The organism is Kribbella sp. ALI-6-A (assembly GCF_001984195.1).
In the GTDB taxonomy this organism is placed as follows: domain Bacteria; phylum Actinomycetota; class Actinomycetes; order Propionibacteriales; family Kribbellaceae; genus Kribbella.
The window spans coordinates 81757-96684 of record NZ_MTQN01000012.1 but is presented as its reverse complement, the minus strand read 5'-3'; the positions used below and the strand labels follow the sequence as shown (position 1 = coordinate 96684).

Here is a 14928-nt window from a genome sequence, read left to right as displayed (position 1 = left end):
CGCACCCGGGGCCGGCGTTTCGTCGTACGGCGTGACGGTCAGGCCGTCAGGCGCTCCTCCGTGGAGGTGGAGAACAGGTGCAGCTTGTCCGGCTGCGCCGCCAGGTGGATCAGCGAGCCCTTCTCGACCTGCATCCGGGCGTCGATCCGGGCCACGATCTGCTGGTGGTTGCCGTCGTGCTCGGCGGTCCCGTACAGGAACGCGTCCGCGCCCAGCTCCTCGATCACGGCGACCTTGACCGGCAGGCCCTGGTCGGCGACCTTGAAGGCCTCCGGCCGAACGCCCAGGGTCAGCTTCTTGTCGTTGCCGGCCTTGGCCAGCACGCCGCGCTCGACCGGCACGGTGTAGTCACCGAGCTTGGCGCCGCCCTCGACCAGGTCGGCCTCGAGCAGGTTCATCGCGGGCGAGCCGATGAAGCCGGCGACGAACTTGTTCTTCGGGTTGTCGTACAGGTTCAGCGGGGTGTCGACCTGCTGGAGCAGACCGTCCTTGAGCACCGCGACGCGGTCGCCCATCGTCATGGCCTCGACCTGGTCGTGGGTCACGTAGACGGTGGTGACGCCGAGGCGCTGCTGCAGCTCGGCGATCTGCGTACGGGTCTGCACGCGCAGCTTGGCGTCGAGGTTCGACAGCGGCTCGTCCATCAGGAAGACCTGCGGGTTACGCACGATCGCGCGGCCCATCGCGACGCGCTGACGCTGACCACCGGACAGCGCCTTCGGCTTGCGGTCCAGGTACTCCTCGAGGCCGAGCAGCTTGGCGGCCTCCTGGACACGCTTGGCGCGATCCTCCTTGGAGACACCCTGCATCTTCAGCGCGAAGCCCATGTTGTCGGCGACCGACATGTGCGGGTAGAGCGCGTAGTTCTGGAACACCATCGCGATGTCCCGCTCCTTCGGCGGCCGGTGCGTGACGTCGCGGTCGCCGATGTAGATGGAGCCCTCGTTGACCTCTTCGAGGCCGGCGAGCATCCGCAGCGAGGTGGACTTACCGCAGCCGGACGGGCCGACCAGAACCATGAACTCGCCGTCCTCGATCTCGAGGTTCAGCTTGTCGACGGCGGGCTTCTCCGAGCCGGGGTAGACCCGGGTCGCAGCCTTGAAAGACACAGTGGCCATGACGATTCAATCCCTTCACCGGCAGGAACGTGCCGGACGATCCGTAGTAAAGGCCCCCGGGCGGGGGTGCGCCCATCCTGACCTGCCGAGCAGCTCCTGACAAGGTTTGTGACGGAACAGGTGTGCGCAGTGTTCACCTTCTGGACAGGTCTGCGCAGCCGGAGTCTGCAAGATCTTGCAGGTTCTTGCTGCAAGGTCCCGAGCGGCTGGGTAGGGTGACCCGTCGTGAGCAGCAGAGCGAGGCTGGCGGACATCGCGGTCAAGGCCGGGGTCAGTGAGGCGACGGTGTCCCGGGTACTGAACGGGAAACCCGGAGTGGCCGAGGAGACCCGGCAGTCGGTGCTGACCGCGCTCGACGTGCTCGGCTTCGAGCGGCCGACCCGGCTGGTCCGCCGGTCGGCCGGCCTGATCGGCCTGGTGATGCCGGAACTGATCAACCCGATCTTCCCGGCGTTCGCCCAGGTGATCGAGTCCGCGCTGTCGCAGCGCGGCTTCACGCCGGTGCTGTGCACCCAGTCGCCGTCGGGCGCGACCGAGGAGGAGTACGTCGAGATGCTGCTGGAGCGCGGGGTCTCCGGCATCATCTTCGTCTCCGGGCTGCACGCCGACACCGGCGCCGACCACGCCCGCTACCAGGCCCTGGTCGAGCGCAGCCTCCCGGTCGTGTTCGTCAACGGCTGGCTGCCCGGCGTCAGCGCCCCCTTCATCTCCTCCGACGAGTACGCCGCCACCGAGCTGGCCGTCTCGCACCTGGTTGCCCTCGGCCACCGCCGGATCGGCTTCACCTCCGGCCCGGAACGCTTCATCGTGGTCCAGCGCAAACTCGCCGGCTACCGCACCGCGTTGAAGGCCCAGCTGGGCTTGCCGGACCACGAGATCGACGAGCTGGTGGAGCTCAGCGTCTTCGGTGTCGAAGGCGGCCAGGCAGCAGCCCAACGCCTGCTGGACATCGGCGCCACCGCGGTCGTCTGCGGCTCCGACATGATGGCCCTCGGCGTGATCCGGGCGGCTCGCCAGCGCGGCCTCGCCGTCCCCACCGACCTGTCGGTCGTCGGCTACGACGACGCCCCGATGATGGAGTTCACCGACCCGCCGATGACCACGGTCCGCCAGCCCGTCCAGGCCATGGCGCTGGCCGCGGTCCAGTCCCTGCTGGACGAGGTCACAGGCCACAGCACTCCCCGCACCGAGTTCCTGTTCCGCCCCGAACTGGTGGTCCGCAACAGCACCGGCCCGGTCCGCGGGTAGGACAGGCGTCAGGTGACCGGTACGACGGTGTAGCCGCGTTCGCGGATCGCCTCGAAGCAGCGGTCGCGGACCTCGTCGGAGGGGAAGCTCGCGGTCACCCGTTTGGTGACCAGGTCGAACTCGGGGGGAGCGACGCCGAGCTCGCCGAGGGCGCGGGTGATGGTGCGGGTGCAGTGACTGCACGTCATGTCGGGGACCTCGAACACCTCGCTGGTCGACGCCGGGACCTCCTTCGCCGCGACGGCCGCGGTCGGGACGACCTCGACCAGGTCGGCGAGGTGGACGAAGGTTTCGACGAAGGCCTGAGCGACGAGGGTGAGGACGCTCGCGCGGCGGCCGTCGACCTCGTGCGTCACCTGGGCGGGGCAGCGTGGTCGTTCGCCGGACGCCAGACCGGCGTACTGGGCGGCGCTGGACGGGGTGGTGCCGTGGCCGTCGTCGAGCAAGGTTTCGAGCTCGACGTTCGCGGCGCGAGCGCGTTCGGCGAGGGTGCGGGCCTTCTCGAGCTGGGCGTCCTTCAACGCTCGCAGGGTGACCGTGGTGTCGACGGAGTAGCGCACCTGGCCGGCGTACGTGACGAAGGAGGCGGGGATGATGCCGCGCCGGTAAGTGGTCGCCTGCAGACTCCAGTACCAGGTGCCGGCGACGGTGTTGAAGATGCCGCTGTCCAGCAGCGCCCGGGCGAACTCGGCCGGCGTCGTACAGGTCGTCTGCCCGGCCAGGTACGCGTGCTGGACCAGCGTCTTCGCGGCGGCGTCGACGCCGGTACGGAAGATGTCGAGGGGGACCCGGTCGGTCGTCGTCGCGGCGAGGATCGCCCGCTCGTCACGGGTCAGAGCGGCGGTACGCCGGGCCAGCGCCGCGCTGTCGGCGAGCATCCGCCACAGCGCGAGCGCCGCTTCGCGCGCGAGCACCGGAACAGTCGCGCCGAGCGGTCCGGTGTGAGCCACGTTCACGATGCCGTCGCTGTCGCGCCACGTGATGCGGGCGGAGGCCGAGGTGACCAGGTACGTCGGGCAGGGCTGGAGGTATCGCAGGACGTACGAGAGCTGCCCGGCGGTCAGATGACTGCCACCCGCCGGACGCAGCACCTCTTCGCGGAACTCGATCGAACGACGCTCTCCGACCTCGGGCGCGACCGGCCGCAGCAGATCGTCGCCGGCCAGGTCGAACAGGATCCGCGCCGCCGCGGCCCGGTCGTACGAGGTGTGCGGACGCAGCGGATCAGTCAGCATCGACGCCCTCCCGTCGGCCGGTCCCGTCGCTTCAGAGTCTAGGAACGACACAAGTGGTGACGTCCGGTCACTCGGCGTGTCCAGCGCGCACTCTTGGCGACGGCGTCGGCCCCGGACGATGCTGTTCGTAGCAGTGGTGAGAGACCGGCGACCGGCCGGTCGGTTCGCCGCCGGAGGTCATCGTGTCCGCTGCTCGCACCATCACCCCGAGGGAAACCGTCGCGCGTCGTCTGGGCCAGGAGTTGCTGGAGCCTGTCCACCTGGTGGCGTACATGTCCGACGAGCCGACGAAGGCGCTCCAGGCCCTCGGTTGCGAGGGCTATTGGCCGGGCTACTTCGCCGCGCGGTCCGCGCCGCTGGGGCGAGTCCCGGCGGAGGTGGTCGACGCGCTGTTCTACAACTTCGCCCCGGGTGAGGTCGCGCGCTGCATCCCGAGCGTCTGGGAGATCGCCACGCCGGAGGCCGTCCTGGCTGCTCGTGAGGAAGGCTGCGTCGCGGCCCTGCGGCGGCTCCTGGGCGACCTCGCCGACACGCCCGCGATCGCGCGAGCCGCCGACCTCGCCCTCCGGGCAGCATTCAACGCGCCGATGCCAGGACGGATCCTGTACGCCGCTCTGCGGTCGATCCCCGTGCCGAGCGAGCCGCTCGCCCGGCTCTGGCACGCGGCGACGCTGCTGCGCGAGCACCGCGGCGACGGCCATCTCGCCGCGCTGGTCTCGGCAGGGATCGACGGGCAGGAAGCGCACGTGCCGCACGCGCTCTCGCAGGGCATGACTCCGGCGGAGTACGGGCGGTTGGACCCGCTCACCGCCGAGCTCGAGCCGCTCGCGGCGCGGATCGCCGTCGTCGGCTACTGAACCGACCACGGATCGGGAAGAGGTCGGGGGTCACCCCTCGTTCAGCGGATCCCGTTCAATGACGGTCATAGCCTCGTGCCTACGCCGGGCGCGGTTGACTCGCCCGGGATGCCGACGTTCAGGATGCGGGCGCCGGGTCCGCGCTCGGCCAGGCGGTCGGACTTGTTGTAGAGGTTGCAGCGCTGCAGGCTCAGGCAGCCGCAGCCGATGCAGCCGTCGAGGTCGTCGCGCAGGCGCTCCAGTTCGGCGATCCGCTGGTCGAGCCGGCTGCGCCAGGACTTCGACAGCCGGCTCCAGTCCGCGCGGGTGGGAGTGCGGTCGTCGGGCAGCGAGTCCAGCGCCTGCTTGATCTCCGAGAGGGCCAGGCCGACCCGCTGCGCCGCCTGGACGAACGCGACCCGCCGCAGCGTGCTGCGCTGGTACTGGCGCTGGTTGCCGGAGGTTCGCCGCGAGTGGATCAGACCCTGGTCCTCGTAGAACCGCAGCGCCGACGCGGCGACACCCGAGCGGGCCGCGATCTCTCCGATCGAGAGCCAGTGATCCTTGCTGGGAACGTTCTCCTGGGCCATGTCCTCACCCTAGGAGACCCACGCAAGACCTGAAGTCCCCTTGAACCTTGGTGCCCGGTGGCCGGGTCGACGCCCAGCACCGATCAAGCAGCCCGGGTCAAGGCTGCGGCGTGGCCGCTGAGCGGGGAAGTGGGCCGGTGTGGAGGGTTGATCGGTGGTGGGCGTCGGTGGCAGCAGGAGGGCGGAGGCGCCGGCCGCTGGACGGGGTGGTTGCGGTGGGTGGTCAGGACAGGCGCGGGGACGGGGTATACTTCTGGATGTCGGTGCGCGCGTCGCGTCACCAGAGCATTTCCCAGGCGCTCCGACCCGTCGGTTCAGCAACCCGCTGATGATTCCCCGGCGACATGGGTGCAACGCGATAGCACCCGCAGGTCGATGCCTAATCTCCTGCCAGCACGAAATGATCCGGCCACGGTTCGTGGTCGGCGTTTGCGTGTGGGCCATGATCCGGCATCGGGCCGTGACGTTGAGAGAGAGATTGCGTGTCCCAGCACCACCAGGACCAGTTTGTCCCGAACGACGGCGCCGACGCCGGTGATCGGGTGAAGAAGCCTCGGCACAAGAAGTTCCAGACCCAGTCGTACGGCGAGCGGATGGCCGCGGGCGAGGTCGCCCAGAACACCGCTGCCCGCGAGAACCGGGGCGAGGTCCGTGACGACACCCGGCTCGAGCGCCGGGGCGGACCCAGCCAGTACTCCGACCGTGGTTCGCGCGACGGCGGAAACGACCGCAAGTTCGGCGAGCGCGGCACCCGTGGCGGCGGCAGCAGCAACTACCGCGGGACCGACAACCGGACCAGCGGCAGCACCGGCGGTTTCCGCCGCGACAACGACCGTCGTGACGACCGCCCGGTCACCAAGGGCTACCGCTCGGAGCGTCCGGCGCAGTCCGGCACCGACCGCCCGGAGCGCACCGACCGGCCGCAGTACGACCGTTCGGACCGCCCGCAGTACAACCGATCCGACCGCCCGCAGTACGAGCGGAACGACCGGCCCCAGTTCCAGCGGGGCGACAAGCCTGCCTACGAGCGGTCGGACCGGCCGCAGTACCAGCGCGCCGACCGCCCGCAGAGCGACCGTGGCGACCGGCCGTCGTACCAGCGGACCGAGCGCAGCGACCGCCCGCAGTACGACCGCACCGAGCGTCCGGCGTACCAGCGGACGGAGCGCGTCGAGCGTCCGGAGCGGACCGAGCGCGTCGAGCGCCCGGCCCAGCCGCCGGTCGACCTCGGCACGGTTGCGGAGGGCAATGAGTTCGCCGCCCTCGGCCTCGCGCCGCGGCTGATCCAGCGGATGGCCCGCGACGGCATCACCACGCCGTTCCCGATCCAGGCCGCGACCATCCCGGACGCGCTGGCCGGCAAGGACGTGCTCGGCCGCGGTCAGACCGGTTCCGGCAAGACGCTGGGCTTCGGGCTGCCGACGCTGATGCGGCTGGCCGGTGGCCACACCGAGTCGCGCCGTCCGCGCGGCATGATCCTGGTGCCGACCCGCGAGCTGGCGATGCAGGTGCACGACGCGCTCGAGCCGCTGGCCCACGTGATGGGTGTCTCGGTCAAGCTGATCGCCGGTGGCCTGCCCTACCCGAAGCAGATCGACGCGCTGCGTCGTGGGGTCGACCTGCTGATCGCCACCCCCGGCCGGCTGATCGACCTGTGTGAGCAGGGCGCCGCCGACCTGGGCGCGGTCGAGATCGCGGTGCTCGACGAGGCCGACCACATGTGCGACATGGGCTTCATGCCGGCGGTCACCACGCTGCTCGACATGACCCCGAAGGAAGGTCAGCGGCTGCTGTTCTCGGCGACGCTGGACAACGACGTCGACACGATCGTGAAGACCTACCTGAAGGACCCGGTCACGCACTCGACCGAGTCCGGCCAGGCCAGCGTCACCACGATGGAGCACCACCTGCTGGTGATCGAGCCCGGCCACAAGCAGTCGCTGACGGCCGAGCTGGCCAGCCGCGACGGCCGCACGATCATCTTCGTCCGCACCAAACTGGGCGCCGACCGCGTCGCCACCCAGCTGCGTGACCGGGGCGTGATGGCGGCGGCGCTGCACGGCGGCCTGACCCAGGGCGCCCGCAACCGCACGCTCGACCAGTTCAAGGACGGGTCCGTCCCGGTGCTGGTGGCAACCGACGTCGCGGCCCGCGGTATCCACGTCGACGACGTCGGCCTGGTCGTCCAGGCCGATCCGCCGGCCGAGCACAAGGACTACCTGCACCGCGCGGGCCGTACGGCGCGCGCCGGTGGCAAGGGCGCGGTTGTCACGCTGCTCCTGCCGCACCAGCGGCGGGGCATGATCCGGATGGCCGAGTCGGCCGGTGTCGCGGCCGAGCCGGTCCGCGCGCGTCCGGGTGACGAGCTGGTGACCGAGCTGACCGGCGGCACCAAGCCGTCCGGCCACCCGGTCAAGCTGCCGGAGCCGAAGCCGAAGCGCTTCGGCAACAAGGGCGGCGGCGGCAAGCGGTACGGCAGCAGCCGTCCGGGCGGCCGCAGCTTCGAGGGTCGTGGCGGCGACAGCCGTCGTCGTCCCGAGCGCAGCGGCGGCGCGCCGCGGCGTTCCGAGGGCGGCAAGACCTACCAGCGCTGAGTCTCAGCGATCGGGCCCGGATCTCCTGCACCCGCAGGGGATCCGGGCCCGTTCACTTGTCCAGCAGAATCCGCAACCGATCCAGCACGATCGCGATCTCGGTGTCGTCGAGCGGCACCAGCTCGAGCATCAGCTCGCCGGTGTCGGCCCGCTCGGCCATCACGTAGATCGGCGGCGTGCCCGCTTCCAGTTCGCGCACCAGACCTGGTGCGTCGTCGACCTTGAGCAGCGCCCGCGACAACGGCAGCGACGTCGGGTCGGGCACGACCTCGGCGACCACACCGGGGATCTCGGCCGCCGCGGCGACGAACGCACTGACCTTCGTCGCCTGGTCGGCCGCCCACTTGGCCCGGTCCATCGCCTGCCACTCCTCCAGAGCAGCCAGTACGCCGACCAGGGCTTCCTTCGAAGGCTTCATGCCCCGGCCGATACCGTTGCCCTGGGCCCGTACTGCCTGAACCATCCGGCGCGTTCCGGCCACGAGTCCCGCGGTCGGTGACCCCAGGTACTTCTGGCCGCTGATCAGCACCAGGTCGGCGCCGGTCGCCAGCAGATCCGCCGTTCGCGGGAACTGCCCGGCGCCGTCGATGATCGCCGGTACGCCGCGGCGGTGCGCGGCGCGGACCGCGGCCGTCAGGTCGAGCGGCTCGCCGGAGGTCAGCCGGGAGCAGACCAGCATCAGGCAGGTCACGTCCGGTCCGTCCAGCTGATCGTCCAGATCGTCAAGCCCACAACGGTTTTCGTCGCCGACCAGCGTCACCTGCGCGCCGGCTAGCCGGATCGCCTGCAGGTTGGACTGGCCGTAGTCGACCACGTGCACGGCCGGCAGGACGACGCGGTTGTGCATGTCCCGGGTGTCCGGCAGCGCGGCGATCCGGCGCGGGTCCGTCCCGGCCATCGCGGCCGCTGCGGCGAGCGTGATCGCCGCCGACGTGCAGTGCACCACGGTCCCGGCCTGCGCGCCGGTCGCGTGCGCGATGGCGTCGCTGACCCGGTCGACGAGCTGTTCCATCACGAAGAACTCGGGCAAGGCCTCCGCGACCGCACCGGCCACCGTCGCGGAACTGCGGGAGACCCCCAGCGGCGTGAACGTCCCGCGTGCGTTGACCACCATACTCAGCCGGTGCCGCTCGTGGATGCTCATGATTTGATCACATTAGTGGTCACGCACCGTCAATGGCGAGACCCAATCGACACCTGTCGTTGCCGTCGGCGTGAGCTGCCCGAGACAAAAGTGAAAAGGCCGCGCTTCACTTGAAACGTCAGGAGGTCAACGCCAGCAGCTGATCCGCGAAGGTCCGCAGCGCCACGACAGCGGCGTCGGTGTCGCGGTCCACGAGCCAGCCGAGCGTCACGCCGTCGGTGATCGCCAGCGCCATCCGGGCCAGCTGGCCGGTCGGCACCGACCAGGAGACGTCGCAAGCGGCCGAGATCTCGCCGAGCAGCTGCTCGATGCCGGCCAGCTGGCGCTCGCGCTGTTCGCGGGCCAGCGGTTCGGTGTCGGCGTTGCGCAGCGCCCAGCTGGTCAGCTCGTAGGTCAGCAGCTGGGCCTCCGGCGTTTCCTCGACCAGCTTCCAGAAGCCGACGAAGGCGTTGCGGACACTCGCGGCCAGATCGGCGCCGGGCACGATCGCGGTCCGCGCGGCCTCGACCTGGGCGTCGGCGATCACCCGGATCACCTCGTGCAGCAGCTCCTCCTTGGAGCGGAAGCAGTAGTGCACCACCCCGACCGAGATTCCGAGCTCCTGAGCGATCCGCCGGGTGGTCGTCGCGGCCAGGCCTTCCCGGGTGGCGACCTGGATCGCCGCCTGCACCAGCTCGGTACGGCGGACGTCGGCGGGCACGCGGGGCATCGGACTCCTCTCGACGGAGGGCCGCACTATCACAGGCGGCACTGTCACAGTAAGGGCATCAGGTCAAGCGTCCAAGACTCTTGACCTGATGCTACTGGTGAGTCATCGTCAGTTTTCAGATCTCCCCTGCCGTCATCGCTCGCCCCCGAGTCTTTGAGGGAGGACCCGTGCCGTCCCGCCCAGCACACCGCTTCACCCTGCGCGCCGTCATCGCCGTACTCAGTGTGTCTGCTCTGACCATCGCCGGGCTGCCGGCGCAGGCTCAGGCCGAAGCCGAAGCCGAAGTTCAGGCCACCCCGACCGACTACTGCGTCGGGCAGTGCTCCGACATCGTGCCGCCGGGACAGAACGGCCACGCGACCTTCACCGATCTCCTGCTGTTCAAGGGATTCGGCGTCCGCCCGCCGCACTTCAGCGACACGATCAAGCCGTACGAGAAGCTGGTCTGGAACTCCCAGGGCATCAGCGACGACGGCCTCGCGCCGTACTTCGACGACGCGTCGTTCGGGGTGAAGGCCGGGGACGTCGCGAGCACCGTGAAGCCGCGCGCCGACGTGACGATCGTGCGCGACAAGTCCCGCGGCATCCCGCACATCACCGGCACCACCCGGTCGGGCACGATGTTCGGCGCCGGGTACGCCGGTGCGCAGGACCGGCTGTTCGTGATGGACGTCTTCCGGCACCTCGGCCGTGGTCAGTTGACGCCGTTCGCGGGCGGCGCGGCCGGCAACCGGCAGTTCGAGCAGGAGTTCTGGCGAACCGCGCCGTACACCGAGGCCGAGCTGCAGAAGCAGTTCGACGACGCCGACGAGCGCTACGGCGCCGACGGCGTGAAGATGCAGCAGGACATCCAGTCCTGGGTCGACGGCGTGAACCGCTACATCGACACCGTCGGCATCGCCTACCCCGGCGAGTACGTCGCGCTCGGTCTCGCCTGGCCCACGCCCCGCTGGAAGGTCACCGACGTCGTCGCGACCGCCGCGGTCGTCGCCGGCATCTTCGGCACCGGCGGCGGTGGCGAAATGGCGTCCGCGCTCGCACTGCTCGAGGCCCAGGCCAAGCACGGCGTTGCCGAGGGCACCAAGGTCTGGGAGTCGTTCCGGTCGCAGAACGACCCCGAGGCGAACACCACGGTCCACAACGGCGCCACCTTCCCGTACGGCACGACCGGCCCCGATCCGGCCGGCCGCGCGATGCCCGACCGTGGCTCGGTCACCGAGGAGCCGCTGGTCGTCGACCAAACCGGCTCGGCGACCACCCAGAAGCTCCAGCCCAGAAGCAGCGACGCCGTGAAGCCGCCGAACAAGGTCCAGGGCAAGCAATCGCTGAAGGGCATCTTCGACGGCGGAGTCTTCCCCGAGGGCTTCGGGCCCAAGGGCATGTCCAACGCGCTGCTCGTCTCCGGCGCGCACACCGAGAGCGGCAACCCGATCGCGGTGTACGGTCCGCAGACGTCGTACTTCGCCCCGCAGCTCCTGCTCCGCCAAGAACTCCAGGGCCCGGGCGTCAGCTCGCGCGGCGTCGCCTTCGCGGGACTCAACTTCTACACGCTGATCGGCCGCGGCGCCGACTACTCCTGGAGCGCCACCTCGGCCGGTCAGGACATCACCGACACCTACGCCGTACCGCTGTGCGAGCCCGACGGCAGTACGCCGACCAAGGCCTCGACCCACTACCTGTTCCGCACCACCTGTACGCCGATCGAGAAGCTCGAGCGGCACAACGCGTGGTACTCCAGCCTCGGCTCGTCGGAGCCGGCCGGGTCGTACACGCTGGTCGCGTCGCGGACCAAGTACGGCATCGTCACGCATCGCGGCACGGTCGCGGGCAAGCCGGTGCTGTTCACCAAGAACCGTTCGACGTACGGCAACGAGGCCGGGTCCGCGCTCGGCTTCATGCTGTTCAACGACCCCGACCGGATCCACGACGCGCAGGACTTCCAGAACGCCGCGACGAACATCGGCTACACCTTCAACTGGTTCTACACCGACAAGACCGACATCGCGTACTTCAACTCCGGCGACAACCCGGTCCGCCCGGCCGGCGCCGACCCGAACCTGCCGACCTGGAGCAGCTACGAGTGGCAGGGGTGGAACCCGGACACCAACCGGGCGACGTACACGCCGGCCAGCGAGCATCCGCAGGTGGTCAACCAGGACTACCTGACCAGCTGGAACAACAAGCAGGCGCCCGGCTTCTCGGCGGCCGACGGCAACTTCGGCTACAACTCCGTCTACCGCAGTCAGCCGCTCGACGAACGGATCGAGGCGGTGATCGACGGTGGGCAGAAGTTCACCCGTGGCAAGCTCGTCGAAGCGATGGAGGACGCCGCGACCGTCGACCTGCGCGCCGACCAGGTGCTGCCGTACCTGCTGCGCGTGCTGAAGAGTGCGCCGGTCACCGATCCGGCCGTCGCCGACGCGATCGCGAAGCTGACCGCCTGGCAGGCCGCCGGCGGTCATCGAAGGACGCCGACCGAGGCGTCGAAGACCTACGACCACGCCGACGCGATCCGGATCCTCGACGCGTGGTGGCCGCTGCTCGTGCCGGCGCAGTTCCGGCCCGGCCTCGGTCCCGACCTGTACGACGCGCTGGTACGCACGCAGAAGATCGACGAGCGGCCGAGCGCGCAGGGATCGGCGTTCCAGAACGGCTGGTGGGGATTCGTCCAGCGCGACCTGCGCAAGGTGCTCGGCGACCCGGTGGCGACGCCACAGCCGGTCACGTACTGCGGAGGCGGTTCGCTGAGTGCGTGCCGGACCGTGGTGGCCGACTCGCTGGCGGCGGCGCTTCAGGTGCCCGCGGCAACGACTTATCCGGCGACCGCGGACTGCGCGGCGGGTGACCAGTTCTGTGCCGACCAGATCGTGCACCAGCCGATGGGCGGCATCACGCAGGACCGGATGGCGTGGGTCAACCGGCCGACGTACCAGCAGGTGATCGAGTTCCCGGCCCGGCGTGGGGACGACGTCAGCAACCAGGCGCTCGGCAAGACAACGACGGCGAGCAGCTACGAGACCGGGCTGTTCAGCTCGCCACCGGCCAAGGCCGTGGACGGCGATCCCGGCACGCGTTGGGCGAGCAGGTGGTCGGATCCGCAGTGGCTGAAGATCGACCTCGGCAGCGAGCAACCGGTTCGCCGGGTGGTGCTGCACTGGGAGAAGGCGTACGCGCGGGCGTACCGGGTCGAGGTGTCGCGCGACAACGTGAACTGGACCCAGGTCTTTGCCACCGGCAACGGGGACGGCGGGGTCGACGTGGTTCGGTTCGCGGTGGCCTCGGCGCGGTACGTGCGGGTCACCGGGACGCAGCGGGCGACGTCGTACGGGTACTCGTTGTACGAGGCCCAGGTCTTCCGGCAATGACGCGATGGTGCCTGGGAGGATGAGGGCATGACCCAGAACTTCCCCCCGAACCCGAACCAGCCCCCGTACCCGCCGCAGCAGGGGTACCAGCAGGGACCGCCGCCGGGGTACCAGCCCCCGCCGCCCGGTTACCAGCAGGGGCCGCCTCCCGGGTACCAGCCTGGTCCGCCGCCGCCCGGCTACGGCCAGGCGCCCGGCGGCTACCAGCCCGCCCCGCCGCAGGCGCGGCAGAACGTGCCGCACGTCGCGCCGGCCGGTTCGCCATACCCGGTGCTGGTGTCGACGATGAACGACCTGCCCGGCTACACCGCGGAGAAGGTGTTCGGCGAGGTCTTCGGGCTGACCGTGCGCAGCCGCGACTTCGGCTCGAACTTCACCGCCAGCTTCCGCTCGCTGGGTGGCGGTGAGGTGCCGGAGTACACCCAGATGCTGGCCGAGTCGCGGCACGTCGCGGTGATGCGGATGTGCCAGATGGCCCAGCAGATGGGCGCGAACGCGATCCTCGCGATGCGCTTCGACTGCAACGAGATCGCCCAGACGATGAGCGAGGTGGCCGCGTACGGCACCGCGGTGATCGTGCGCAAGGTCGAGCCGCCGCGGCCGCAGGACACCGCGCAACCCGACGACGAGGACGAAACGAATGACAGCTGACCTGCCGGACTTCGGCCCGGACTTCCGCTGGGGAGTTTCCACCTCGGCGTACCAGATCGAGGGGGCCGCGACCGAGGATGGTCGCGGCCCGTCGGTGTGGGACACGTTCTGCGCGGAGCCGGGCCGGGTGCTGGGCGGCGACACCGGAGCCGTTGCCTGCGACCACTACCACCGGTACGCCGAGGATGTCGCGCTGCTGCGTGGGCTGGGCGTGGACACCTACCGGTTCTCGTTCTCCTGGCCGCGGATCCAGCCGTCCGGGCGTGGGGCGGTGAATGCCGAGGGCATCGGGTTCTACGACCGGCTGGTCGACGAGCTGCTGGCCGCCGGCATCCAACCCGCGCCGACGCTGTTCCACTGGGACACGCCGCAGCCGTTGGAGGATGCCGGTGGCTGGTTGCAGCGTGACATCGCGGATCGCTTCGCCGACTACGCCGCTGTCCTGGCCGAGCGGTTCGCCGACCGGGTGCCGCTCTGGATGACGATCAACGAGCCCGTCGTACTGACGATGATGGGGTACGCCGTGGGCGCGCACGCACCCGGTCGGCAGCTCGGGTTCGAGGCGTTGCCGGTCGCGCATCACCAACTGCTCGCGCACGGTCGCGCCGTCCAGGCGCTGCGCGCAGGCGGCGCGCGATCGATCGGTCTCGCGAGCAATCACGGGCCCGTCTGGCCGGCCAGTGACAGCGTCGACGACCAGGAAGCGGCCGCGCTGTACGACACGTTGGTCAACTGGCTCTTCGCCGACCCCGTCCTGCTCGGCAGCTATCCGGCCGGCTTCGCCGAGACGATGCCCGGCCCGGTCGCCGAGGACCTCGCGATCATCTCGGCGCCGCTCGACTTCTTCGGCATCAACCACTACGCGCCCACGCTGGTCGGCGCTCCGTCGGGCAACGCCGACGTCACCGCCACCGACGGGATCCCGCTGCCACCCGGCCTGCCCTTCGAACCGCGCAAGCTGACCGGCTACCCGGAGACCGACTTCGGCTGGCCGGTGGTCCCTGAAGCCTTCACCGAGATCCTGCAAACCTTCCGGACCCGCTATAGCGACCGTCTCCCGCCGCTCTACATCACCGAGAACGGCTGCTCGGTCGCCGGTGTCGACGACCAGCGCCGCATCGACTATCTCGACGGCTACCTGCGGGCGCTGAAAGCCGCGATCGACGACGGCATCGACGTCCGCGGCTACTTCCAGTGGACCCTGCTCGACAACTTCGAGTGGGCCGCCGGGTATTCGCAACGCTTCGGGCTGGTCGACGTCGACTTCGAGACCCAGCGGCGCACTCCGAAAGCGTCGTTCGCCTGGTACCGCGACGTGATCGCCCAGAGCCGAGGATGACCACCGCAAACCCCGACCCGGCGCAGCCGGGTACGGGGATCGGGGGCGAGCCGGTCTCCGCCCCTCGCCCCGGCCCAGCCCTGGCGGAGCCGGTTGTTC

11 protein-coding genes are annotated in these 14928 nt (G+C 70.1%); 6 read left to right on the top strand and 5 right to left on the bottom strand.

What is annotated here, in order from left to right; genetic code table 11:
* Nucleotides 1–38 precede the first annotated feature (38 nt).
* Entirely contained in the window at nt 39–1118 is a 1080-nt protein-coding gene (locus tag BWI15_RS27075; RefSeq protein ID WP_077017384.1) for an ABC transporter ATP-binding protein, read from the bottom strand.
* A gap of 225 nt (nt 1119–1343) precedes the next feature.
* On the opposite strand from BWI15_RS27075, the gene BWI15_RS27070 reads away from it, so the two are divergent.
* Nucleotides 1344–2366, top strand: coding sequence for a LacI family DNA-binding transcriptional regulator (locus BWI15_RS27070; protein ID WP_077017383.1), 1023 nt, complete (start codon nt 1344–1346; stop codon nt 2364–2366).
* Between the two features lie 8 nt (nt 2367–2374).
* Here BWI15_RS27070 and BWI15_RS27065 read toward each other — a convergent pair whose 3' ends face one another.
* A complete protein-coding gene (locus BWI15_RS27065) occupies nt 2375–3601 on the bottom strand; it encodes a heavy-metal-associated domain-containing protein (protein WP_077017382.1) in 1227 nt (408 codons plus the stop codon).
* Nucleotides 3602–3783: 182 nt separating this feature from the next.
* On the opposite strand from BWI15_RS27065, the gene BWI15_RS27060 reads away from it, so the two are divergent.
* The gene (locus tag BWI15_RS27060) at nt 3784–4458 is read left to right on the top strand and encodes an SCO6745 family protein (protein ID WP_193432198.1); all 675 of its coding nucleotides are present in this window, start codon (nt 3784–3786) and stop codon (nt 4456–4458) included.
* A gap of 65 nt (nt 4459–4523) precedes the next feature.
* On the opposite strand, the gene soxR is transcribed toward BWI15_RS27060, so the two are convergent.
* The gene (soxR, locus tag BWI15_RS27055) at nt 4524–5027 is read right to left on the bottom strand and encodes a redox-sensitive transcriptional activator SoxR (protein WP_077017381.1); all 504 of its coding nucleotides are present in this window, start codon (nt 5025–5027) and stop codon (nt 4524–4526) included.
* Between the two features lie 482 nt (nt 5028–5509).
* On the opposite strand from soxR, the gene BWI15_RS27050 reads away from it, so the two are divergent.
* A complete protein-coding gene (locus tag BWI15_RS27050) occupies nt 5510–7621 on the top strand; it encodes a DEAD/DEAH box helicase (protein ID WP_077017380.1) in 2112 nt (703 codons plus the stop codon).
* Between the two features lie 52 nt (nt 7622–7673).
* Here the strand turns inward: BWI15_RS27050 and BWI15_RS27045 are convergent, their stop codons facing one another.
* The gene (locus BWI15_RS27045; RefSeq protein ID WP_077017379.1) at nt 7674–8765 is read right to left on the bottom strand and encodes an aminotransferase class V-fold PLP-dependent enzyme; all 1092 of its coding nucleotides are present in this window, start codon (nt 8763–8765) and stop codon (nt 7674–7676) included.
* Between the two features lie 118 nt (nt 8766–8883).
* Nucleotides 8884–9474: a TetR/AcrR family transcriptional regulator gene (locus tag BWI15_RS27040; RefSeq protein ID WP_077017378.1), complete on the bottom strand. Its 591-nt coding sequence runs from the start codon at nt 9472–9474 to the stop codon at nt 8884–8886.
* A 167-nt stretch (nt 9475–9641) separates the two neighbouring features.
* Between BWI15_RS27040 and BWI15_RS27035 the strand changes: the two genes are divergently transcribed.
* The 3 genes from BWI15_RS27035 to BWI15_RS27025 are packed head-to-tail and all read left to right on the top strand — an operon-like array spanning nt 9642 to nt 14829.
* Nucleotides 9642–12839, top strand: a complete 3198-nt coding sequence (locus tag BWI15_RS27035) for a penicillin acylase family protein (protein ID WP_083751059.1) — start codon at nt 9642–9644, stop codon at nt 12837–12839.
* A 27-nt stretch (nt 12840–12866) separates the two neighbouring features.
* Complete coding sequence (locus BWI15_RS27030; protein WP_077017377.1) at nt 12867–13490, top strand: YbjQ family protein; 624 nt, start codon at nt 12867–12869, stop codon at nt 13488–13490.
* Nucleotides 13480–14829, top strand: a complete 1350-nt coding sequence (locus tag BWI15_RS27025) for a GH1 family beta-glucosidase (RefSeq protein WP_077017376.1) — start codon at nt 13480–13482, stop codon at nt 14827–14829. Before BWI15_RS27030 ends, BWI15_RS27025 begins: the two co-directional genes overlap by 11 nt.
* The last annotated feature ends 99 nt before the right edge of the window (nt 14830–14928 follow it).